15 protein-coding genes are annotated in these 19,270 nt (G+C 62.9%); 3 read left to right on the plus strand and 12 right to left on the minus strand.

Annotated features, from left to right (window positions below):
- Positions 1-66 precede the first annotated feature (66 nt).
- The 10 genes from K6M89_RS19745 to K6M89_RS19790 all read right to left on the minus strand — a co-directional run bounded on the left by K6M89_RS19745 (position 67) and on the right by K6M89_RS19790 (position 14,704).
- A complete protein-coding gene (locus tag K6M89_RS19745; RefSeq protein ID WP_004679746.1) occupies positions 67-534 on the minus strand; it encodes a cyclic nucleotide-binding domain-containing protein in 468 nt (155 codons plus the stop codon).
- Between the two features lie 100 nt (positions 535-634).
- Positions 635-3,349 carry an ABC transporter ATP-binding protein gene (locus K6M89_RS19750; protein ID WP_222140641.1) on the minus strand — a complete coding sequence of 905 codons (2,715 nt, stop codon included), beginning with the start codon at positions 3,347-3,349 and terminating at the stop codon, positions 635-637.
- Positions 3,350-3,530: 181 nt separating this feature from the next.
- Entirely contained in the window at positions 3,531-4,676 is a 1,146-nt protein-coding gene (locus K6M89_RS19755) for a glycosyltransferase family protein (protein ID WP_222140642.1), read from the minus strand.
- Complete coding sequence (locus K6M89_RS19760) at positions 4,673-5,920, minus strand: glycosyltransferase family 4 protein (protein ID WP_097581824.1); 1,248 nt, start codon at positions 5,918-5,920, stop codon at positions 4,673-4,675. Before K6M89_RS19760 ends, K6M89_RS19755 begins: the two co-directional genes overlap by 4 nt.
- A gap of 9 nt (positions 5,921-5,929) precedes the next feature.
- Entirely contained in the window at positions 5,930-7,138 is a 1,209-nt protein-coding gene (locus K6M89_RS19765; RefSeq protein WP_097581825.1) for a glycosyltransferase family protein, read from the minus strand.
- A 97-nt stretch (positions 7,139-7,235) separates the two neighbouring features.
- Positions 7,236-8,408, minus strand: a complete 1,173-nt coding sequence (locus K6M89_RS19770) for an ABC transporter permease (protein WP_170964833.1) — start codon at positions 8,406-8,408, stop codon at positions 7,236-7,238.
- Positions 8,408-9,406, minus strand: a complete 999-nt coding sequence (locus K6M89_RS19775) for an ABC transporter permease (RefSeq protein ID WP_097581826.1) — start codon at positions 9,404-9,406, stop codon at positions 8,408-8,410. Before K6M89_RS19775 ends, K6M89_RS19770 begins: the two co-directional genes overlap by 1 nt.
- 3 nt (positions 9,407-9,409) lie before the next feature.
- A complete protein-coding gene (locus K6M89_RS19780) occupies positions 9,410-11,317 on the minus strand; it encodes an ABC transporter substrate-binding protein (protein ID WP_097581828.1) in 1,908 nt (635 codons plus the stop codon).
- The gene (locus tag K6M89_RS19785) at positions 11,317-13,206 is read right to left on the minus strand and encodes an ABC transporter ATP-binding protein (protein WP_222140643.1); all 1,890 of its coding nucleotides are present in this window, start codon (positions 13,204-13,206) and stop codon (positions 11,317-11,319) included. The genes K6M89_RS19780 and K6M89_RS19785 overlap by 1 nt, the downstream gene beginning before the upstream one ends.
- A 154-nt stretch (positions 13,207-13,360) precedes the next feature.
- Positions 13,361-14,704 (minus strand): adenylate/guanylate cyclase domain-containing protein, encoded by a 1,344-nt coding sequence (locus tag K6M89_RS19790; protein ID WP_222140644.1) that lies wholly within the window; start codon positions 14,702-14,704, stop codon positions 13,361-13,363.
- Between the two features lie 598 nt (positions 14,705-15,302).
- Between K6M89_RS19790 and K6M89_RS19795 the strand changes: the two genes are divergently transcribed.
- Positions 15,303-16,640: a nucleotide sugar dehydrogenase gene (locus tag K6M89_RS19795; RefSeq protein WP_222140645.1), complete on the plus strand. Its 1,338-nt coding sequence runs from the start codon at positions 15,303-15,305 to the stop codon at positions 16,638-16,640.
- A 27-nt stretch (positions 16,641-16,667) separates the two neighbouring features.
- On the plus strand, positions 16,668-16,934 hold the full coding sequence (locus tag K6M89_RS19800) for a type II toxin-antitoxin system Phd/YefM family antitoxin (protein ID WP_222140646.1): 267 nt from the start codon (positions 16,668-16,670) through the stop codon (positions 16,932-16,934).
- Here K6M89_RS19800 and K6M89_RS19805 read toward each other — a convergent pair.
- On the minus strand, positions 16,923-18,149 hold the full coding sequence (locus K6M89_RS19805; protein ID WP_222140647.1) for a DUF3095 domain-containing protein: 1,227 nt from the start codon (positions 18,147-18,149) through the stop codon (positions 16,923-16,925). The two genes, K6M89_RS19800 and K6M89_RS19805, sit on opposite strands and share 12 nt — an antisense overlap.
- A 71-nt stretch (positions 18,150-18,220) precedes the next feature.
- Between K6M89_RS19805 and K6M89_RS19810 the strand changes: the two genes are divergently transcribed.
- Positions 18,221-18,700, plus strand: a complete 480-nt coding sequence (locus K6M89_RS19810) for a class I SAM-dependent methyltransferase (RefSeq protein ID WP_222140648.1) — start codon at positions 18,221-18,223, stop codon at positions 18,698-18,700.
- Between the two features lie 80 nt (positions 18,701-18,780).
- Here the strand turns inward: K6M89_RS19810 and K6M89_RS19815 are convergent, their stop codons facing one another.
- The gene (locus K6M89_RS19815) at positions 18,781-19,236 is read right to left on the minus strand and encodes an Rrf2 family transcriptional regulator (RefSeq protein ID WP_097581836.1); all 456 of its coding nucleotides are present in this window, start codon (positions 19,234-19,236) and stop codon (positions 18,781-18,783) included.
- Positions 19,237-19,270: the final 34 nt, after the last annotated feature.

Raw genomic sequence — 19,270 nt, forward strand, 5'->3', positions numbered from 1 at the left:
CTGATCTATCGCACTGCACCTTCTGCAGCCGCAATGCGATGACCGCTGAAATCTTGATCTGAAATCTTATTGGGCCATCTGCGGCTGCTTCGCCGCCCGCGCCGCGGTCAGTTCCGCGGTGGTGTGGTTTAGGCGGTCGGCGAGCACGCGCATGATTTCGACGGCCATTTCGGGGAAGTCGCTGAGCAGCTTCAGGAAGTGTTCCTTGCTGATGCGCAGCACTTCGAGCGGCGAGGTGGCGCGCACCGTTGCCGTGCGCGAGACGTCGCAGAGAATGGCGATTTCGCCGACGATGGAATTGAGCTCGACATCGGCGACCTTGATCTCGCCGGCCGGCGAAGAGACGATGATATCGGCGCTGCCGGAGAGAATGACATAGGCGGCGTCGCCGACATCACCCTGATGGAAGAGATCCTGACCGGCCTTGTAGGTCATGCGGTCGGAGGTGAAGGCCAAAAGCTTGAGTTTGGCTGGCGCAATCCTTGAAAAGATCGGCACCCGGCGCAGCATTTCGACTTCGTCTCTCAACAGCATGAGCGTTTCAATCCCCTGGGCGCAGGGTTCTTGGAACCAGGCGCCTTCAATTCCGAGCGTTCCCCCGGGGAACGCCCACCATCGCCGCCCCAATAGAATATTACGATAACAGTTCCTTGAACATACCGTTTTTCTCGGAAAGTTCCGGATAGTTCCCGGCTTCGGCCAAGCCGCCGCGGTCGAAGAGCAGGATCCGATCGAACATCTCGGCGAGCCGTGCATTGGAAAGCACCCAGATGATCGCCGGCCGCTCGCCTTCCTTATGAAGGTCTTCGATGATGTTGCGGGTGATCTGGTCCTGGACGCGCTGATCGAGTGCCGACAGCGGCCGGTTGAAGATGAAATAGTCCGAACGCTTCAGAAGCGCGCGGGCAAGGTTCAGCTTCTGCCGTTGCACCATGGTCAACCGCTTGCCGCCCGAGCCGACGTCGAATTCCAGCCCGATCGACAGCACGTCGTCATAAAGGTCGAGCGCGTCGAAGAGTTCGCCCATGACGGCGCGGATACGGTCGGAGGCGTCGGCCTGCTGATAGGCGATGCGGCCGAACAGCACATTGTCCATCAGGCTGGCCGACGGGGTGAAACGCTCGGCGTCGTAACGCTCGATCAACTCGGCGAGATCATCCGGAATATGCGCGTGGAACTGTTTTCGGGCGCTGACGATCTTGTCCATCAGTTCGGTCGTCAACAGGCCGAAGCGGTGGCGCGGCTCGATATAGGCGAAACTCAGCCGGATGATCGCTGAGCGCTCCTCCGGCGTGGCGTCCTCGAAGCGGCGGCTTTGCAGCTTCTGCAGCAGCGCCTGATAGGTCGGAATGTCGTCCGCCGTCATGAAGGTCAGCTGCTGGAAGAAAGGATGGTCGGGCGGCAGGTCATGGAAGAGCTCGACGGCGTTTTCGGCGATCTCGAGGCCCATGGCGTAGAGATCGGTGCTGAGGCCCGTCTCGCGGAAGAGCTGCTGGAAATAAGGGTGCGCAGCCAGTCTGCGGTTGGTCATCAGCGGCCGCTTCATCGTGCCGAAGAGCAGGTTTTCGCCGACCGTCGCCTGGGCGTTGTAGGCGTCGAAATCGAAAGGTACGACGATGCCGTCGAGCCCCTCGTCACGCAGCCGGTCCCGGAGCGAAGCGCGCAGCGCGACGACATGGTCGCTGACGGCCACATGCACGTCGGTGTTGACGGTCGAGCGCAGCGCCAGATCGAGAATATCCTGCGAGATCAGCACGGCGTCGAGCACCGGCCGGATCGCTTTCAGAAGGTCTTCCGGCCCGCTGGCGCCGGCCGCCTGGTAATCCACCCAGTCGCTGTTGAGGTCGAGGGTCGGATTGCCGGCCTTCACGGCCTCGGCCGAATGCCATTTATATTCGAGCGCTTCCTTCTCGTCGTAGACGGGATCGGTCATCGGCGCATGCTTGAGGCCGTAGAGCAGATTGCTGGCGAGCGAGCCATGGAAGAAGAAAGTGTCGGCCGAGGCATAGGAGATGCGCCGGCCGGTGATCGATTCCGGCAGGTCCAGCAGGTCGCGCCCATCGATGGTGATGCGGCCGGAATCCGGCCAGATCATGCGGCCGAGTGCTTCGGCGAAGGCTTCCGCGCCGCTGCCGTTCGGGCCGACGATCGCCATCGTCTCATTCGGCTTGATTTCGACCGAGACGTGGTCGACGAGGCGGGCGCCGCTATCGTCGGAAAGCGAGAGATTGGTGACGACGAGGGCGCTGGTCAGCGCCCCGACCGGGGCAGCCGCGAGTTCCTGAATCTGGCTGTCGATCAGCGGTTCGACGTTGAACTGTTCGTAGACCTGCTGGTATTTCACCTGCACGTCCTGGCGCATCTGGTCCCAGTCGATCAGTTCCTTCAGCGGCCCGGGCAGATCCTTGTAGGCCGATATGACGGCGACGAGCTGGCCGATGTCGAGACGGCCCTGCAATGCGAGGTAGCCGCCGATCGCGTAAAACAGGAAAGGCGTGACCTGGGCGAGGAAGTTGTTGATGAACTTCACCAGGAATTTCCACTGGTAAAGGTCGTAACGGATCGAGAAGATGCGGCCGAGCCGCCAGGCGATGTCGGCACGTTCGAGGTTGGAGGTGTCGTTGCCGTGGATCGTGCCGATGCCCTCGACGATTTCGCCGACGCGGCCGGAAAGCTCGCGCGCCGTCAGCTGCCGCTGGCGGCCGAGGTCCAAGAGGCGTTTCCTCATGCGGGGGATGACGACCGCCTGGACGCCGACGATGCCGGCGGCGATCATGCCGAGCCAGAAATTCTGCACGATGATGAAGGCAAGCGCGGTGATCGCCTGGCCGCCGAGAAGGGCGGGCGAAACGAAGGCATCGCCGGTGAAGCCGCCCATCGGCTCGACCTCGTCCTTGATCATCGTGGCGATCTCGGCCGATTTCACCCGCTTGAAATGAGCCGGTGGAAAACGCAGCACCCGGTCAATGAGCTCGAAGCGGATTCGCCGCAGCATGCGTTCGCCGAGCCGCCCCTTATAGGTGTTGATGTAGAATTTGAAGAGGCCGTTCAGCACCACCAGGGCCAGGAACACCAGGCTGAGCGCCATCAGCATCTGGAAACGGTTGAGTTCTACGCCTTGAAAGAATTCGACATGGCCGATCAGCGGAATGTCGTAGGCGATATGCATGAATCTCTGAGTTGCCCCAGGCCCTTCGAACCCTTCGCCTTGAATCGGTCCATTGACGATCTGCTTCGGCAGATCGAAGGACAGGAAATAGGGCACCATCGAGGCGGCGACGACGGCCAGGATCCACAGCTGCTGCAGCCGCGTGTTCTTCCAGATGTAGCGGGCGAGGCTTTTTTCCATGGCTAACCGTCAGCTTGCTGGGAAATTCCGAAGGCGCGATCCGGGCGCGGGACGGGAGGAATTGTTGAGAACAGGACCATGCAGCCGGACCGCCGATATCGCAATGAAAACAAGGCGAAGGGAGCGGCTGCAGAAAGGCCGATTCTCGCCGGAACTTTGCTTATATCACAGGATTTTTGAATTAGGCGAGCGATTCGGCAATCATGGAGCGAATGATGCCGGCGGTCTTCTCCGCTCCGTCGAGATCGAGCAGGACCCTCCCGCGACGCGGTGCGGCGAGCGCCTTTTCGACGGCTTCCTTCACATGGCCCGGCGTCAGTCCCTCTTCCGGCAGGATATCGGCGAGGTCAAGTGCCTGCAGCCGTTCGGCGCGCACCGTCTGCTCGGTCTCGCCGCCGGCGACGAAGGGGATGAGGATCGCTCGGCACTGACTGCGCAGGAGGTCGCCGACCGTGTTGTAACCGGCCTGCGAGATCGACACCTTGGCGCCGCGCAGCAGCGAGGGAAAATCCTTGCGGAAGCGTACCAGCGCCACATTCGCGGGTGCATCCTGCGACAGCGCGGCGAAATCGGCCTCCGGCAGGTTCGGCCCTGCGATCAGCAGCCAGCGAAGATCGGTTGGCAATAACACCGCCGCCTCTTTGGCCGCGCCGATCAGCGCCGCGCCGACCGCACCGCCGCCCACCGACGCGATGATGTCGAAGGTCTCAGCCGGTTCCGGCGCCGGCGGCGCGGCGACGAGGCCGGTATAACGTACCCTGTCGGCAATCTCTGCCGTCAGCGGGAAGGTGTCCTCGAGCCTGACGAAGCCGGGATCGCCGTGGACGAGCACGGCGTCGAAATGATCCCTGACCAGGGCTGCGGTTTCCGCGTCGCGGCCGGCCTTGCGGTTTTCCTGCAGGATGTCGCGCACCGAGCTCAGCAGCTTCGGGCGCGGTTCGGCCGTCTCGATCGCCGCAAGCAGGGGCAGCAGTTCGAAGCGCATCTGCCGCCGGCCGAAAGGGAAGGCTTCGATGATGACGACATCGGGCCTTGCGGCATGAAAGGCCTCGAGCAGCAGGTCGCGGCGGGCATGGAGGAAATCCTCGCCCACCGGGCGGCCATCGGCATCGGCGAGGCCGGAAAAGCCGGCATTGCTGGCGACGACCGCCGGCAGCGCCACGGTCTTGACGCCCTCTCCGGGAAAGCCCGGCACCGGCAGGCCGCCGGTCACGACAGTGACGTCGAAACCGTCCTTGACGAGCGCATTGGCGATGCGGCTGGCGCGGGCGATATGGCCGATGCCGAGCAGGTGCTGGACGTAGAAGAAGATATGCGGTGCCGTCATGACGCCTTCTGCCATTCGGCCTCGAACAGGCCGCTGAGCTGTCTGATGCTGGAGTGATAGTCGAAATCGTCGCGCACCCGCCTTTCGGCGGCGTCGCCGAGGCGCTTGCGCAGCGCCGGGTCGCGGATCGCCGCCTCCAGGGCTCTGGCCAACAGCGCCGGATCTTCCGGCGGCACGACGAGGCCGTTTTCCCCGTCCCTCAGAAGTTCCGGCACGCCGGAGACTTCGGTCGAAATGCAAACCAGCCGCTGGCTCGAGGCTTCCACAAGCACGTTCGGCAGGCCGTCGCGGTCGCCGTTGGCGGCGATCCGGCAGGCGAGCGCGAAGAGGTCCGCGCGGCGGTAATGATCGAGCACGTCTTCCTGCGCCATGGCGCCCTTCCAGACGATGCGGTCGGAGAGGCCGAGTTCGGCGGCGAGCGCCTTCAGCGTCGCCAGCGCCTCGCCGCCGCCGATATGCTCCATGCGCCAGTGCAGGTCGGCGGGCAGAAGGGCGAGGGCGCGCAGCAGCACGTCGTAGCCCTTCTTCTCGACGGCGCGGCCGACGCTCAAGATGAAGGCCGGATCGTCAGGGTCGCTGCCGGTGCGGTTCGAGTGCTCGCCGGCAAAATGGCCGAAGCGGGCGAGATCGAGACCGTGGTAGCTCAGGTGCACCGCGTCCTTGCGGGATGTCAGCGTCCGCATGTGTTCGTAACCCGTCCTGGTGCAGGTGACGGTCCAGCGGGCGCTGTTCAGTTTTGCGGTGAGCTCCCAGTCGGGCGAGGTCCATATGTCCTTGGCATGCGCCGAGCAGCTCCAGGGCGTGCCCGTCAGGATGCTTGCATATTCCGTCACCGAGGCCGGTGTGTGGATGAAATGGGCATGCAGCCACTCGCCTCCATCCGGCCATTCACGCCCCAGCACCAGCGCCTGGCCGAGGCGGCGGAAGCGGTTGCGCGAGAGGTCGCGTGGCAGATCGGCCAGAAAACGTTTGATCAGCGCCTTGAAGCCGGGTTTGGAGAAACCGGCGATAAGACCTTTCAGCACCCGGATCGGCTCCTCGTGCAGATATTCCGGCAGGTAGACGACGCGCGCTTTGATCTCGTCATGCACGGGATGGCGCTTTTTGTCGGTCGGCCGGCGCATCGAAATCAGCGTCAGGTCGAAGCCGGCCTTTTCGAGGCCGAGCAGTTCTTGGGCGATGAAGGTTTCCGAAAGGCGGGGATAGCCTTTCAGCACAACGAGGATCTTGCGGCGTGGCGGCAAGGCTTGGTCCTATTCCGCGCCGACGAGGGCAAGGTGGCTGCCGCGGCCGTCGATCCATCGGCCGACAGTCTGCGAAATGTGGTCGAGCCCTTCGAGATGCATATTGCTGCCGCTCTTCGACGGCGGCAGGCGGGAGGGCAGGCGCTTCAGCGCCTCGGCCATCACAATCGGATCGACCGATTGTTCCGGCAGCAGCATGTCGACGAGGCCGAGTTCGCTGGCCCGCTTGGCGCGCAACAGCTGTTCCTCGCGCGGCTTGACGCGCGGCACGATGAGGGCCGGCTTGTCGAAGGAGAGGATCTCGCAATAGGTGTTGTAACCGCCCATGGCGACGACGCCGGTGGCGCCGTCGATCAGCTCTTCCATGTGGTTGTCGAACTCGATCACCTCGATATAGGGGATGGCTTCGCCCTTCTGCACCAGCTTGGCGCGCTCGGCGGCCGGCATATAAGGCCCGAGCACGACGAGCGCCTTCTGCGTCAGCGTAGGATCGGCCTCATACGCATTCATCACGTCGTGGACGAGATCGGAGCCGTCGCCGCCGCCGCCTGTGGTGACCAGCAGATAATTATCCTTTCGGGCGTTGATCGAGGTCTTGCCCTTGGAGACGCTGCGCTGCAGGAAGCCGACGAAATCCATCTTCCGGCGCAGGCTCACCGGCACGTCGAGACCGATCAGCGGGTCGTAAAAATCCGGCGGGCCGTAGACCCAGACGCTGTCGTAATATTGGTCGATCTTCTGCATGATGCCGTTCCGCTTCCACTCGGCCTCGAGCAGATGCGGCGCGTCCATGACCTCGCGCAGGCCGAGCACCAGCACGGTGCCGCGGGCCTTGAGATAGGCGAGCGTATCCTCGACCTCACCCTTCAGCCCCATCGGCTCCTTGTCGACGATGAAAATATCGGGCTGGAAGGTCTCGGCGGTGTGGCGAATGCTCGATTCGCGCATTTTCAACGTCTCGTGCAGGTCGATATGGCTGGCGAGCGAGGTATATTCGCCGTTGCGCAGCTTGATGACGCTCGGGATTTTCACGAAGTCGACGCGGGCGCGGTAGTCGAAGGCGCCGGCGATCGTCGCGCCCGAAATGATCAGGATGTTGAGGCCGCGATAATCCTCGACCAGCGCATGGGCGATGGCGCGACAGCGACGCAGGTGGCCGAGGCCGAAAGTGTCGTGGCTGTACATGAGGATGCGTGCATCTTCGAGACGTCTGGCCAAGGGTGTTCCCTCCGGGGTGAACAACATGCGTTAGTACCCCCACCGTCCGGAGGCCACGAGGCGGGGGCGGTGCCGTGCGGCGCCGCCGGGTTTCCTGCTATTTGTAGGGATCTGCCGCATCGCGCAAGCCGTCTCCCAGAAAGTTGAACGCCAAAATGACAAGAACAACAGGAATGATCGGAAAGAGCAGCCAAGGATAGAAGGCGATGACGCTGACGCTTTTTGCCTCGGTCAGCAGAATGCCCCAGCTGGTGATCGGCGGGCGAAGACCGAGGCCGAGGAAGGAGAGCGCGGTCTCACCGAGGATCATGCCGGGGATCGAAATCGTCGCCGAGGCGATGAGATGCGACATGAAGCCCGGCACCAGATGGCGGCCGATGATGCGCGGCGTGCTGGCACCCATCAGCTGAGCTGCCTGCACGTAATCCTCCTCGCGCAGCGCCAGAAGTTTCGAGCGCACGGCACGCGCTAGCCCGGTCCAGTCGATGATGCCGAGGATGACGGTGATGCCGAAATAGATGACGATCGGGCTCCAGGTCACCGGCATGATGGCGGCGAGCGCCATCCACAGCGGCAGGCTCGGCAGCGATTGCAATATCTCGATCAGGCGCTGGACGATGAGATCGAAAACGCCGCCCCAATAGCCGGCAAGACCGCCGATGACGATGCCGAGCACGAAACTGATCGCGATGCCGATCAAGCCGATCGTCAGCGAGATCCGCGCGCCGTAGAGGATGCGCGAGAGCACGTCGCGGCCGAGCCGGTCGGTGCCGAGCAGGAACATCTGGCCGCCGATCGACGGGCAGACCAGATGATAGTTCGAGGCGACGAGGCCCCAGAATTTATAGGAATCGCCGCGGCAGAAGAAACGGATCGGCTGCACGTCGTTCGGCCGGTCTGTATAGACGCGGTGCAGCGTATCGAGGTCCAGCGTCATGCTGCGGCCGTAGACGAAGGGGCCGACGAATTCTCCCTTGTCGAAGAAATGGACGCGCTGCGGCGGCGCATGGATGAAATCGACGTTGCGGGTGTGCAGGCCGTAGGGCGCCAGGAACTCGACGATCAGGATCATCAGGTAGATTGCGGCGAGAAAGATGCCGGAGACCAAGGCCAGCCGGTGCTGCTTGAACTTCCACCACATCAGCTTCTTCTGCGAGGCGAGATGGATGCGCGATTGCGCCGCCGTCATGGTTTCGGTCGCATGCGGATCGAAAGGTGCGGTCGAGACGTAATGCGGCAGCGGCGCGCCGGGTGCGGGAAGGGGCGACATTATTTGGTGCTCCTGCCTTGCAGACGGATGCGGGGATCGAGGAAGCCGAGGGCGATATCGGAAATCAGCACGCCGATGACGTTGAGGAAGGCGAGGAACATCAGGAACGAGCCGGCGAGATACATGTCCTGGCTCTGCAGCGCCTTGATCAGCATCGGCCCGGTCGTTTCCAGCGACAGCACGATGGCGACGATCTCCGCACCCGAGATGATCGACGGCAGGATCGAGCCGATATCGGCGACAAAGAAGTTGAGCGCCATGCGCAGCGGATATTTGACCAGCGCCCGCATCGGATGCAGGCCCTTGGCGCGCGCCGTCGTCACATATTGCTTCTGCATCTCGTCGAGCAGGTTGGCGCGTAAGCGACGGATCATGCCGGCCGTGCCGGCCGTGCCGACGATGATGACGGGGATCCACAGGTGGGAGAGGATCGAGCGCGCCTTCTCCCAGCTCATCGGCGCCGAGATGTATTGCTGGTCCATCAGATGGCCGATCGAGATGCCGAACCAGATATTGGCGAAATACATCAGGATCAGCGCCAGCATGAAGTTCGGAATGGCGATGCCGAGCAGGCCGAGGAAGGTCAGCCCGTAATCGCTCCAGCTGTACTGGTGCGTGGCCGAATAGATCCCGATCGGGAAGGCGATGAGCCAGGTGAGCAGGATCGTCGTGAAGGAGACGAGGATCGTCAGCCACAGGCGCTCGCCGACCACGTCGGAAACCGGCAGCTGGTATTCGAAGGAATAGCCGAAATCGCCGTGCAGCATGCCGCCGACCCAGTAGAAATAGCGCACGATCTCCGGCTTGTCGAAGCCGTATTGCTGGCGCATCTCCTCGATTTCCTGGAGATTGGCGGTCTCGCCCGAGGCGCGCAGTTCGGCGATCTGGCTCTCGAAGAAGTCGCCGGGCGGCAGTTCGATGATGGTGAAAACCAGCGCCGAAATGACGAAGAGCGTCGGTACCATGGCGGCAATGCGCCAGAGAATGTATCTGAGCACGCCTCAGGCCTCCTTGTACCAGAATGCATCCGGCATGTAGATGCCGAGATAGGAGGTGGGATCGAAGCCGTAGAGGGCTTTTTCCGGCAGGTTCTGCAGCTTGGCGGCGCGAAGGATCGGCTGCAGCGTGCTGTTGATCAGGCCGATCGAAAACACCTGCTGCGTATAGAGCGACAGCATCCTGTGCCAGATCGCCTGGCGCTCCTCGAACTTCGCCGTCGAACCCCATTGTTTAAGGAGATCGATCAGTTCGGCCGCCTCCGGAAGGTCGGGCGCCACACCCTCCTGACCGGCGGAGAGATAGTGCATGCCCCAGAGCGGCCACTGCAGTTGATCGTCGAGCGTCGGCGCAAGGCCGGACGGCGACATGTCGGCCGTCGGCACGCCGTTGTCGAGGCCGTACCAGATCGACATCATGATCGTGCCGCTCATGGCGCGGTTGCGAAAGACGTCGCGCTGTGAGGTGCGGGTATAGAGCGCAAGGCCGATATCGGCCCAGTGATCGTGCACCAGTTCCAGCACGTCGGTGTCGAGATTGCTTTCGCCGGCGGTCTCGACGGTGATCTCGGCGCGCCGCCCGTCCGGCAGCAGCCTTATGCCGTCGTCGCCGCGCCTGGTCAGGCCGAGCTCGTCGAGCAGGCGGTTGGCCTCATCGGGATCGAACTTGACGAAGGCGTCGGCATATTCCTGCTTGAACAGCGGGCTGTCGGGCAGCACGGTATCGGCGCTCGGCGTGCCCAGGCCGTAGAAGGCGACCATGTTGATCTCGTGCCGATTGATCGCCAGCGACAGCGCCCGGCGCAGGCGCACGTCGCGGAACAGGCCGCGCCACACCTCGTCGGCGCAGTTGAGGTTCGGCAAGAGCGTGATGCGCGAGCCGCGCGCCACCTTCCAGAGATTGACCTTCACCGGAAAGCGCTTCTCGGCTTCCTTCAGGAAGGTGTAATCGTTGAAATCGATGCCGGTCGCCTGCAGGTCGGCTTCGCCCGCACCCGCCTTGGCGGCGATGATCGACGAGGAGGAGACGTTGAGGACGAAACGGTCGAGATAGGGCAGCTGCCGGCCGGTCTCGTCGACGCGGTGGAAGAACGGGTTGCGTTCGAAGACGAATTGGTCGGCCGGCAGCGCCGTGGTGTTGCGCCAGGGATCGAGCGTCGGCAGGTTGGGATTTTCAGGCCGGTAGGAACGGGCCATCTTGATGTGCAGATCCTGCCACTTCTTTACGCGGCTGGTCTTCATCATCTGTTCCATCTTCGCCTCGTCGGGCTGGAACTTCTTATGGAATTGCTTGAGGTAATGCGCCGGTCCGAAGATGACGAGCGGCTGGGGACCTGCCAGCGTCGGCAGGAACATCGGATTGGGTTTTTCCCAGGTGTAACGCACCGTCAGCGGATCGAGCATCTCGAAGCGCGGCAGGCTGCCGTGCGGGCGAAGCTCGAGCGCGCCGCCGCCCGGCGTCAGCTTGTCGTTCAGGATGACGTCTTCCCACCAGTAGCGGAAATCGTCGGCGGTGAAGGGCTGCCCATCGGACCATTTATGGCCTTCGCGCAGAATGAAGGTGAAGACCTTGTCGTCCTCGGCGTAGAAATCGGCGAGGATGTCCGGCTGGAACTGCAGGTGCTTGTTGTAGCCGATCAGGCGGGAATAACCGTAGATCGTCATGAAGCGGATGTCGCGCTGGCTGCCGATGATGGTGCGCACCGTGCCGCCATAGGCGCCGGGTTCGAGCCCCATCTCCTTCAGATTGACGATGCGCGGACGGGCGGGAATGCGCTCGGCCATAGCAGGCAGGCTGCCTGCGGCCAGCCGCTCCTTGAGGAATTCCGGCTCGACTATCTGCTCGGCGCGAAGCACTGCCGGTGCGATCGCAGCCCCGACAAGGCCGCCGAGAAAGGTGCGACGCGTCACCATCAGCGCAACTCCTTGGCCGTAGCGCCCTTGCGGGCGCGCACCAGATGACCGTCGCCGAGATCGGCATAGGCAAGTTCGGAAGCATCGTCATGCTCGGCGGTGAAGGTCACGCCCCAATTCTGCTTGTCGGCGGCGCCGTTTTCCCGCAGCGCCTTGAAATCGAGCGGCCGGTCGAGATCGGGGAAGGGGACGGCGGCGAGCAGCGATTTCGTATAGGGGTGCACCGGATCGCGCAGGATGATCTCGCGCGGCGCGATCTCGACGATGCGGCCCTTGCACATGACGGCGATGCGGTCGGCCATGTAATCGACGACGGCAAGGTTGTGCGAGATGAAGAGATAGGTCAGCCCCAGCTCCTTCTGCAGATCCTTCAGGAGGTTGAGGATCTGCGCCTGGACGGAGACGTCGAGCGCCGAGACCGGCTCGTCGAGGATGATGAGTTTCGGGCCGAGGGCAAGCGCGCGGGCAATGCCGATGCGCTGGCGCTGGCCGCCGGAGAAGCTGTGCGGGTAACGGCTGAGATAACGCTTGTCGAGGCCGATCGCCGCCATCAGCCCCTCGACCTTGCGCTTGCGCTCATCACTGTCGCCGCGATCATGGATCTCCAGTGGTTCGCTGAGGATGTTGCGCACCGTCATGCGCGGCGAAAGCGAGGAGACCGGATCCTGGAACACCATCTGGATCTTGGTGCGCATGTCCTGCAGCTCGTCGCCCTTGACGGCAAGCACGTCGATGACATCCTTGCCGTCGTTGAACACAACCGCGCCGCTGTCGGGTGTGATGGCGCGCATCAGGATCTTGCTGAGCGTCGTCTTGCCGCAGCCGGATTCGCCGACGAGGCCCAGACATTCGCCGCGGCGGATGTCGAAGCTGACATCGTCGACGGCGCGCAGGACGGTGGCCTCGTGCTTGCCGAGAAAGCTGCGCTTGCGCGTCTTGTACGTCTTCGACAGATTGGTGACGGACAGCAGCGTGCCCGGCGTCTCCGCCTGCAGCGGCTTCTTCTTGCCGACCAGCGTCTCGAGATTGACCGGCACATCGCGCAGCGCCTTCAGCCGCTCGCCGGGTTTCATGTCGAAATGCGGAACGGCGGCCATCAGCGCCTTGAGGTAGGGGTGTTGCGGATTGCGGAAGATCGCCTCGACCGGCCCGGCTTCCATGATCTCGCCGTGATAGATGACGACCACCTCGTCGGCCATGTTGGCGACGATGCCGAGATCGTGGGTGATGAGCAGCATCGCCATGCCGAGCTTGGCCTGCAGGTCGCGCAGCAATTCGAGGATCTGCGCCTGGATCGTCACGTCGAGGGCCGTCGTCGGCTCGTCGGCAATCAGCAGCGCCGGCTTGCAGATCAGCGCCATGGCGATCATCGCGCGCTGGCGCATGCCGCCGGACAATTCGAACGGATACATGTCGTAGGTGCGATGCGGATTGGAAAAGCCGACGAGACCGAGCATTTCCTCGGTCTTCTCACGCGCCTCCTGCTTGTCGGCTTCGGTATGGATCAAAAGCGCTTCGCTGATCTGGTTGCCGACCGTGTGCAGCGGCGAGAGCGAAGTCATCGGCTCCTGGAAGATCGTCGCCATGCGCCGGCCGCGCAGGTCACGCATTTCCTCGCTGTCGCGCGACAAGGAGAGGATATCGGTCGTGCTGCCGTCGAGCGGATCGGTGAAGAGGATGCTGCCCGATGCCTTGGCCGGATTGGGCAGGATGCCCATGATCGCCTGGCTGATCACAGATTTGCCCGAGCCGGATTCACCGACGAGAGCGGTGACCTTGCCCGGAAGGATGCGGAGATTGGCTTCCTTTACGACACGCAGCCGGTCGCCGAAAACGGAGAAGGAGACGTCGAGGTTCTCGATACGCAACAAATCGGCAGCGGACGCCATACCAATGATATTCCCCAGTCTTCTATGTTCCCTTTGAGGCACACTATCGTACCGCAAACGGGGTGTCTAGTTGATGACAATCAAGGGGATATCGCCGCCTTTCGCCGTGGTCATCCGGACGAAACACGCAATTTATCGGCGCCAGCCTGGCGTCTTACTGGATGAACTTCTCCATGCTTGTGCGCTTGACCTGTTTCTTCGCGTCCCGGTGCAGCAGGATGACCTGCTCGGCTTCGGAAAGGCCGTTCTGCACGGCCTCGCGGAAGTGTTCGTCGACATGGAGCTCCGGGGCCGGCGCGCGCGGCTGCAGCACCGTTACCTTCTGGCGGATGCCGCGCAGCTTCTCTTCGCCGAGCCGCGTCCACTCGCCGCCGCAATAGCCGGCGAAAGCCTGGCTGGCGACGACTTCGCGGCCGTATTTCTTGGTCAGGATCTGCAGACGCTGCACCTCGTTGACCGCCGATCCGAAGGCGGAGAAGGTCAGGCGATCCTTGAGGCCGACATTGCCGAACATGACGTTGCCGACATGCAGGCCGATGCCGTAGCCGATCTTGCTGAGACCCTTCTGCTGGCGGTCGTTGTTGAGCTCGGCCACCCGCGCCTGCGCCTGGTGGACGGCCGAAAGCGCTGCCTCGCAGGCGATTTTCGACGGGTCCTTGTGGCGCCCGCAGGGATAGACGGCCAGAAAGCCGTCGCCGAGGAAGCTCAGGATTTCGCCGCCATTACGGTTGAAGGGGGCGGCGATCGCATCGAAGAACTGGTTCAGCGTGTCGATATAGGCCTGTCGGCCCTCCTTTTCGGCATACATGGTGGATTCGCGCATGTCGCCCATGACGAGGGCGGCGCGGATCGTCTCGCCGTCGCCGCGGCGGATCTGGCCGTTCAGCACCCGCTTGCCGGCGTCGCCGCCGAGATAGGTGGTCAGCATGTTGTTGGCGAGCTTGCCGAGCACGGCCATCTTGGCGGCGACCGCCAGATGGTTCTGCATTCTCAGCAGCGCGTCGATCATGTCGTCGGAAAAGCCGTTATTGTGGTCGGTCGACCACGAGCCCATCATACCCTGCACCGAACCGTCGCCGAAGGGCTGCACGAAGGCAAGGTAATCGGTGATGGCGTCCTTGCGCAGATCCTCGAAGATCGGGAATTCGGCCGGCCCTTCCTGCGACAGCCGGCGGCGAATGTGCTGCAGGTTGTTGTCGAGCAGGTAATAATAGGGGCTCTGCAGGAAGCGGTCCGGCTTCTGCCCGGCCGGCATGCGGAAGCCCTCGATGGTGACGCCGCTGGTGCGCCGCCAGGTGAAGCTCAGCGCATCGTAGAGCGGATGCAGCATCGAAAAGGTCAGATGCACACGGGCGATCGGCAGGCCGGCGGAGGCAAGCCTTTCGCAGAAGCCGCGCACGATGTTTTCGAGGTCATCGCCCGCCAGCGAGGAATTCGTCAGCCATTCGGCGACCCGGTCCAACAGGATGGAGGACACACTGGATTCGATCGTGCTCATTCTCGGTATGATCCTCATAAGGCACGCCATCCCCAAGAGGCAAAAATCCCTCGGCCGGCACATTTTCATGCGCAGGTCACAGGGAAATCAGGATGTACGAGCGGTATTCTTGTGTCAACGATCTGCCGAGAGCCCGGCAGCAGCGCCCCTTAGTTCCCCCGGGCGGGGACCGGACGGGTGGTCCTTTCACAGCGGTTCATTATCAAAAGTCAAAATAGGGATGCTGCAAATGCGAAACAATGGGAGCGGGATTTTTTTGTGCTTCAAAGTTGCATCGGATGACCCAGCCGGGACATTTCGGCCACACCCGGCTAAAGGAACTTGAGCAGCTGGTCACCCCTCCCCACAAGGGGGAGGTGCTTAACTTGCGACAGCGCCTCACTTAAAAATCATCGCCGAGAACGCTGATGCCGAAAGAGGGCAGGCCGGCGCCGCGGATTGGTCCCTCCCCCTTGTGGGAGGGGTTGGGGAGGGGTTTTAGGTCGCCAACTGCGGGTAATTGCCCTGAGGAGAAGAGGAAGACCTGACATCGGGTTTAATTCGCCGCCATCATGCATTAGATCAGCGTTCTGAATTTCTCGGTTTGAAAGATCCCGCCTTGGCCACTCCCACCTTCGATACGCTTTTGCAGAAGATCGAAACCCGCGCGGCGCGCGCCGGCGTCATCGGGCTCGGCTATGTCGGCCTGCCGCTGGCGATCGCCGTGGCGCGCAGCGGGTTTGCGGTCACCGGCTTCGACATCGACCCTTCCAAGATGGTGGCGCTCGATGCCCGCCGCTCCTATATCGATGCCGTCAGCGATGCAGCCCTTGCCGCCGAGATCGATGCCGGGCGCTTCCAGGCGACGACCGATTTCGCCGGTCTGGCCGCCTGCGACGTCATCATCATATGCGTGCCGACGCCGCTCACCAAACATCGCGATCCCGACCTGTCCTTCGTCGAGGCGACGTCGCGCTCGATCGCCCAGTATCTGCGCCCCGGTCAGCTCGTCGTGCTGGAATCGACCACCTATCCCGGCACCACCGACGATATCGTCAAGGTCATCCTCGAAGGCACCGGGCTGAGATCCGGCGCGGATTTCTTCGTCGGCTTCTCGCCGGAGCGCGAGGATCCCGGCAACCAGCATTATCATACCGCCACCATCCCGAAGGTCGTCGCCGGCGACGGGCCCGAGGCGCTGTCCCTGATGAAGACGTTCTATGGTGCGGCGGTATCGACCGTCGTGCCTGTTTCCTCGAATGCGACGGCCGAGGCGGTCAAGCTCACCGAGAACATCTTCCGCTCGGTCAACATCGCCCTCGTCAACGAATTGAAGACCGTCTATGCGGCGATGGGCATCGACGTCTGGGAAGTGATCGAGGCGGCCAAGACCAAGCCCTTCGGCTATATGCCCTTCTATCCCGGCCCCGGCCTCGGCGGCCATTGCATCCCAATCGATCCCTTCTACCTCACCTGGAAATCGCGTGAATACGAGTTGCCGACCCGCTTCATCGAGCTTGCCGGCGAGATCAATTCGGCAATGCCGCGTTATGTTGTCGGCAAGCTCGCTGAAGCGCTCGACATCCGCGCCGGCAAGGCGCTGAGCCGCAGCAAGGTGCTGGTGCTCGGGCTCGCCTACAAGAAGAACGTCGCCGATATCAGAGAAAGCCCGTCGCTGCGGCTGATCGAGATCATCGAAGAGCGCGGCGGCCGGGCCGACTATCACGACCCCTTCGTCGCCGAGATCCCGCCAACGCGAGAACACCAGGCCCTGAAGGGCCGCAAATCGGTGGCGCTGACGCCGGACGCCGTTTCCGGCTACGATGCGGTGTTGGTGGCGACCGACCATGACAGCGTGGATTATGCGGCGCTTGCAAAAAGCGCGGCGCTGATCATCGACACCCGCAACGTCTTCAACCGGCTCGGCCTTTCGGCCGATCACGTCATCAAGGCGTGAGGGCCATAGCTTAACAGAGGGATCTCGATGCCACGCGTTCGGTTGAGCGAGTTCCGGAAGAACATTGCATCCTATTTTGATCAGGCCCTCTCCTCTCGGGCTCCTCTGACCGTGACCCGTCGAGGATCGGAAGCAATAGTCTTAATCGCCGAAGGCGAATACGAGAGTATGCGGGAAACGCTGCACCTGCTCTCGACGCCTGCCAACTCCGCTCGACTGCGCGAAAGTATCGAACAGCTTCGCAAGGGAGATGATGAAGTTGCTATGACTCCGTCTTTCACCTCAAATGACTGACGGCGCAGTAGAAAGCGCCTTGCCGGTCATCCGGCTCGCGGCCACCGCATAACCACCTGACGCGCCGTCGATGAAATGCATATGGTCGCGCGAAATCGGCGTCGGCACGAAGCAGGTCATCAGCGCCGAGGCCTGCCGATGCAGGCCGTAGCGGGCAATGCCCTTTGCCCGCGCTGCTTCCAGCAGCGTCTCGATGCGTTTCAGGTGCTCGGCATCGACATCGACCGTCATCTTCAGCCCGTCGTCGAACTTGCGGAAATCGGAATTGCCGGCGACGTCGCTTTTGTAGCGGCGCGCATCGAACCGGCCGAGCGGAATGCCGAGCTTGTAGCAGACGACGGTGATGGCGAGCTGCAGGAAGATGATCAGCTTCTGCCGTAGTCGCCGGCCGGCCGGCGCTGTGGCCTTGGCCTCGCGATTGATGCCGTGGAGCGAGAAGGCGAAGTCCGGGCCGCCGGCCGGCACCGGATGGCTGCCGCGGTTCTGCTCGCCGGTGATGGCGACGATGCCGTTGACCAGGTCGCGGAATTCTTCGCCCGGTCGGCCTTCACCGGGAACCGCGATGATCGAGACGATCTCGCCGTTCTGCGCGTCGATCGGGCTCCAGCGGCAGGAAAGGCCGGCGAGATCGGGCCGTGTTCCCGGGGGCGCGCGCTCTATACCGTAATGGCCCTGCTTCATCTGCCGCTCCGCCCAGCTGGTGCCGCCGCCCCAGAACATCGCATAGGTGACATAGGGGCTTGCCGAGTAACGCGCGACGCGCACATCGAGCCCCTCGCCGCGGATGTCGGCAACCGGAACGATGGCGACGCGCAGCATCAGGCCGAGATCCTCCTCGACCCAGACCTGCACGGCGGCAAGCGCTTCGCGGGCCGTCGTCTCGAGCGCGCCCGGAAGCGCGATCAGCGCGCCGTCGCCGCCGAAGACGAAGGGATAGTCGCCCTTGCCGACGGCGTTCAACACAGCCGAAATGACGCTGGCGCCCGCCATGTTGACGTCCTTGTAACGGCCGCCGGCGATCGCCTGGGTCGAGCCGACGATATCGGCAAGCGCCAGCACCCAGCCATCCGGCAGCGGCCGGTAGTTGGCGGCATCGGTCACACCCTCGAAGGCGCTGAAGAGCGGCACGGCGGCAAAGAATTCATCGTCGGTCACGGTTTCCATGTCATCGACCTTAGCACAGACCCATGTTGGTGCTGCAACGCCAATTCCCATTTACGGCAATCGACTTGGCAAGATTTCGGTGTTAGCACGCGCTCACGATTTCACGACGGATACGGATTTAGATGAGCCGCCTCGACAGCTTCATTCGCCGGTTGACGGCCCAGCGCGATATTTTGAACGCGATCACCGATCCGGTCGCCGAAATCGACGGCCCGGTGCTGGAGTTCGGCCTCGGCAACGGCCGCACCTATGACCATCTGCGCGAGCATTTCCCCGACCGCCGCATCATCGCCTTCGACTGGGAGGTCCGCTCCTATTCGGCCTCGACGCCGGAGCCGCAAGATATGGTGACCGGCAATATCCGCGACTCCGGCCAGGCCTTCCTCGGCATCGGCGCAGCGCTCGCCCATGCCGATATCGGCACCGGCCACGACGAGATCGACGCCGTGACACTGACCTGGCTGCCGCAGCTGATCGCCGGCGTGCTCGCTCATAACGGCATCGCGGTCAGCGGCCTGCCGCTTGAGCATCCGGAGTTGGTGGCGCTGCCGCTGCCGGAGGGGATCAAGGAAGGGCGGTATTTCCTCTATCGGAGGACGTAAGCGATTGGGCGGGGACTGCGGCATCGGCCGCTGTCGCGATTTGCAGTGGCAGTTATTCCTCTTTTGGAGGAGTTAATCCCTCACGAGGCGCAGGAATTAGCCGCAGCCGAGCGGGCTTCCAGTTTTGCCTCGAACTCGTCCGCGATTTGCTTGAGAGTCACACTGCCCAGCCGCCTCAGCAGCAGCGCCTTGGCCTCCAGCATCGCATCTGCCAGCGCGCTATTCACCGCCTGTTCGACAAGGCATTGCGGCTGATCGTCGGCGGGGCCGATGGCGAAGAGGTGCGGCTCGCCAAGGGCGTTGTAGATGTCGAGCAGGGTGATCTCAGACAAGGGACGCACCAAGGTCCAGCCGCCGCCGTGGCCCTTTTCGGAGCTGACATAACCCCGTTCGCGAAGGCCGGCCATGGTGCGGCGGACGACGACGGGATTGGTGTTCAGCATCTTCGCAATCATTTCGGAGGTCGCCGAATGCACGTGCCGATCCATGTGGATCAGCACGTGCAGCATGCGGGAAAGGCGGCTGTCGTTGCGCATTGTCCATCCTGTCGAGCGAGCGGGTGATTATCGC

This window comes from Rhizobium croatiense (assembly GCF_019793465.1).
Classification (GTDB): domain Bacteria; phylum Pseudomonadota; class Alphaproteobacteria; order Rhizobiales; family Rhizobiaceae; genus Rhizobium; species Rhizobium croatiense.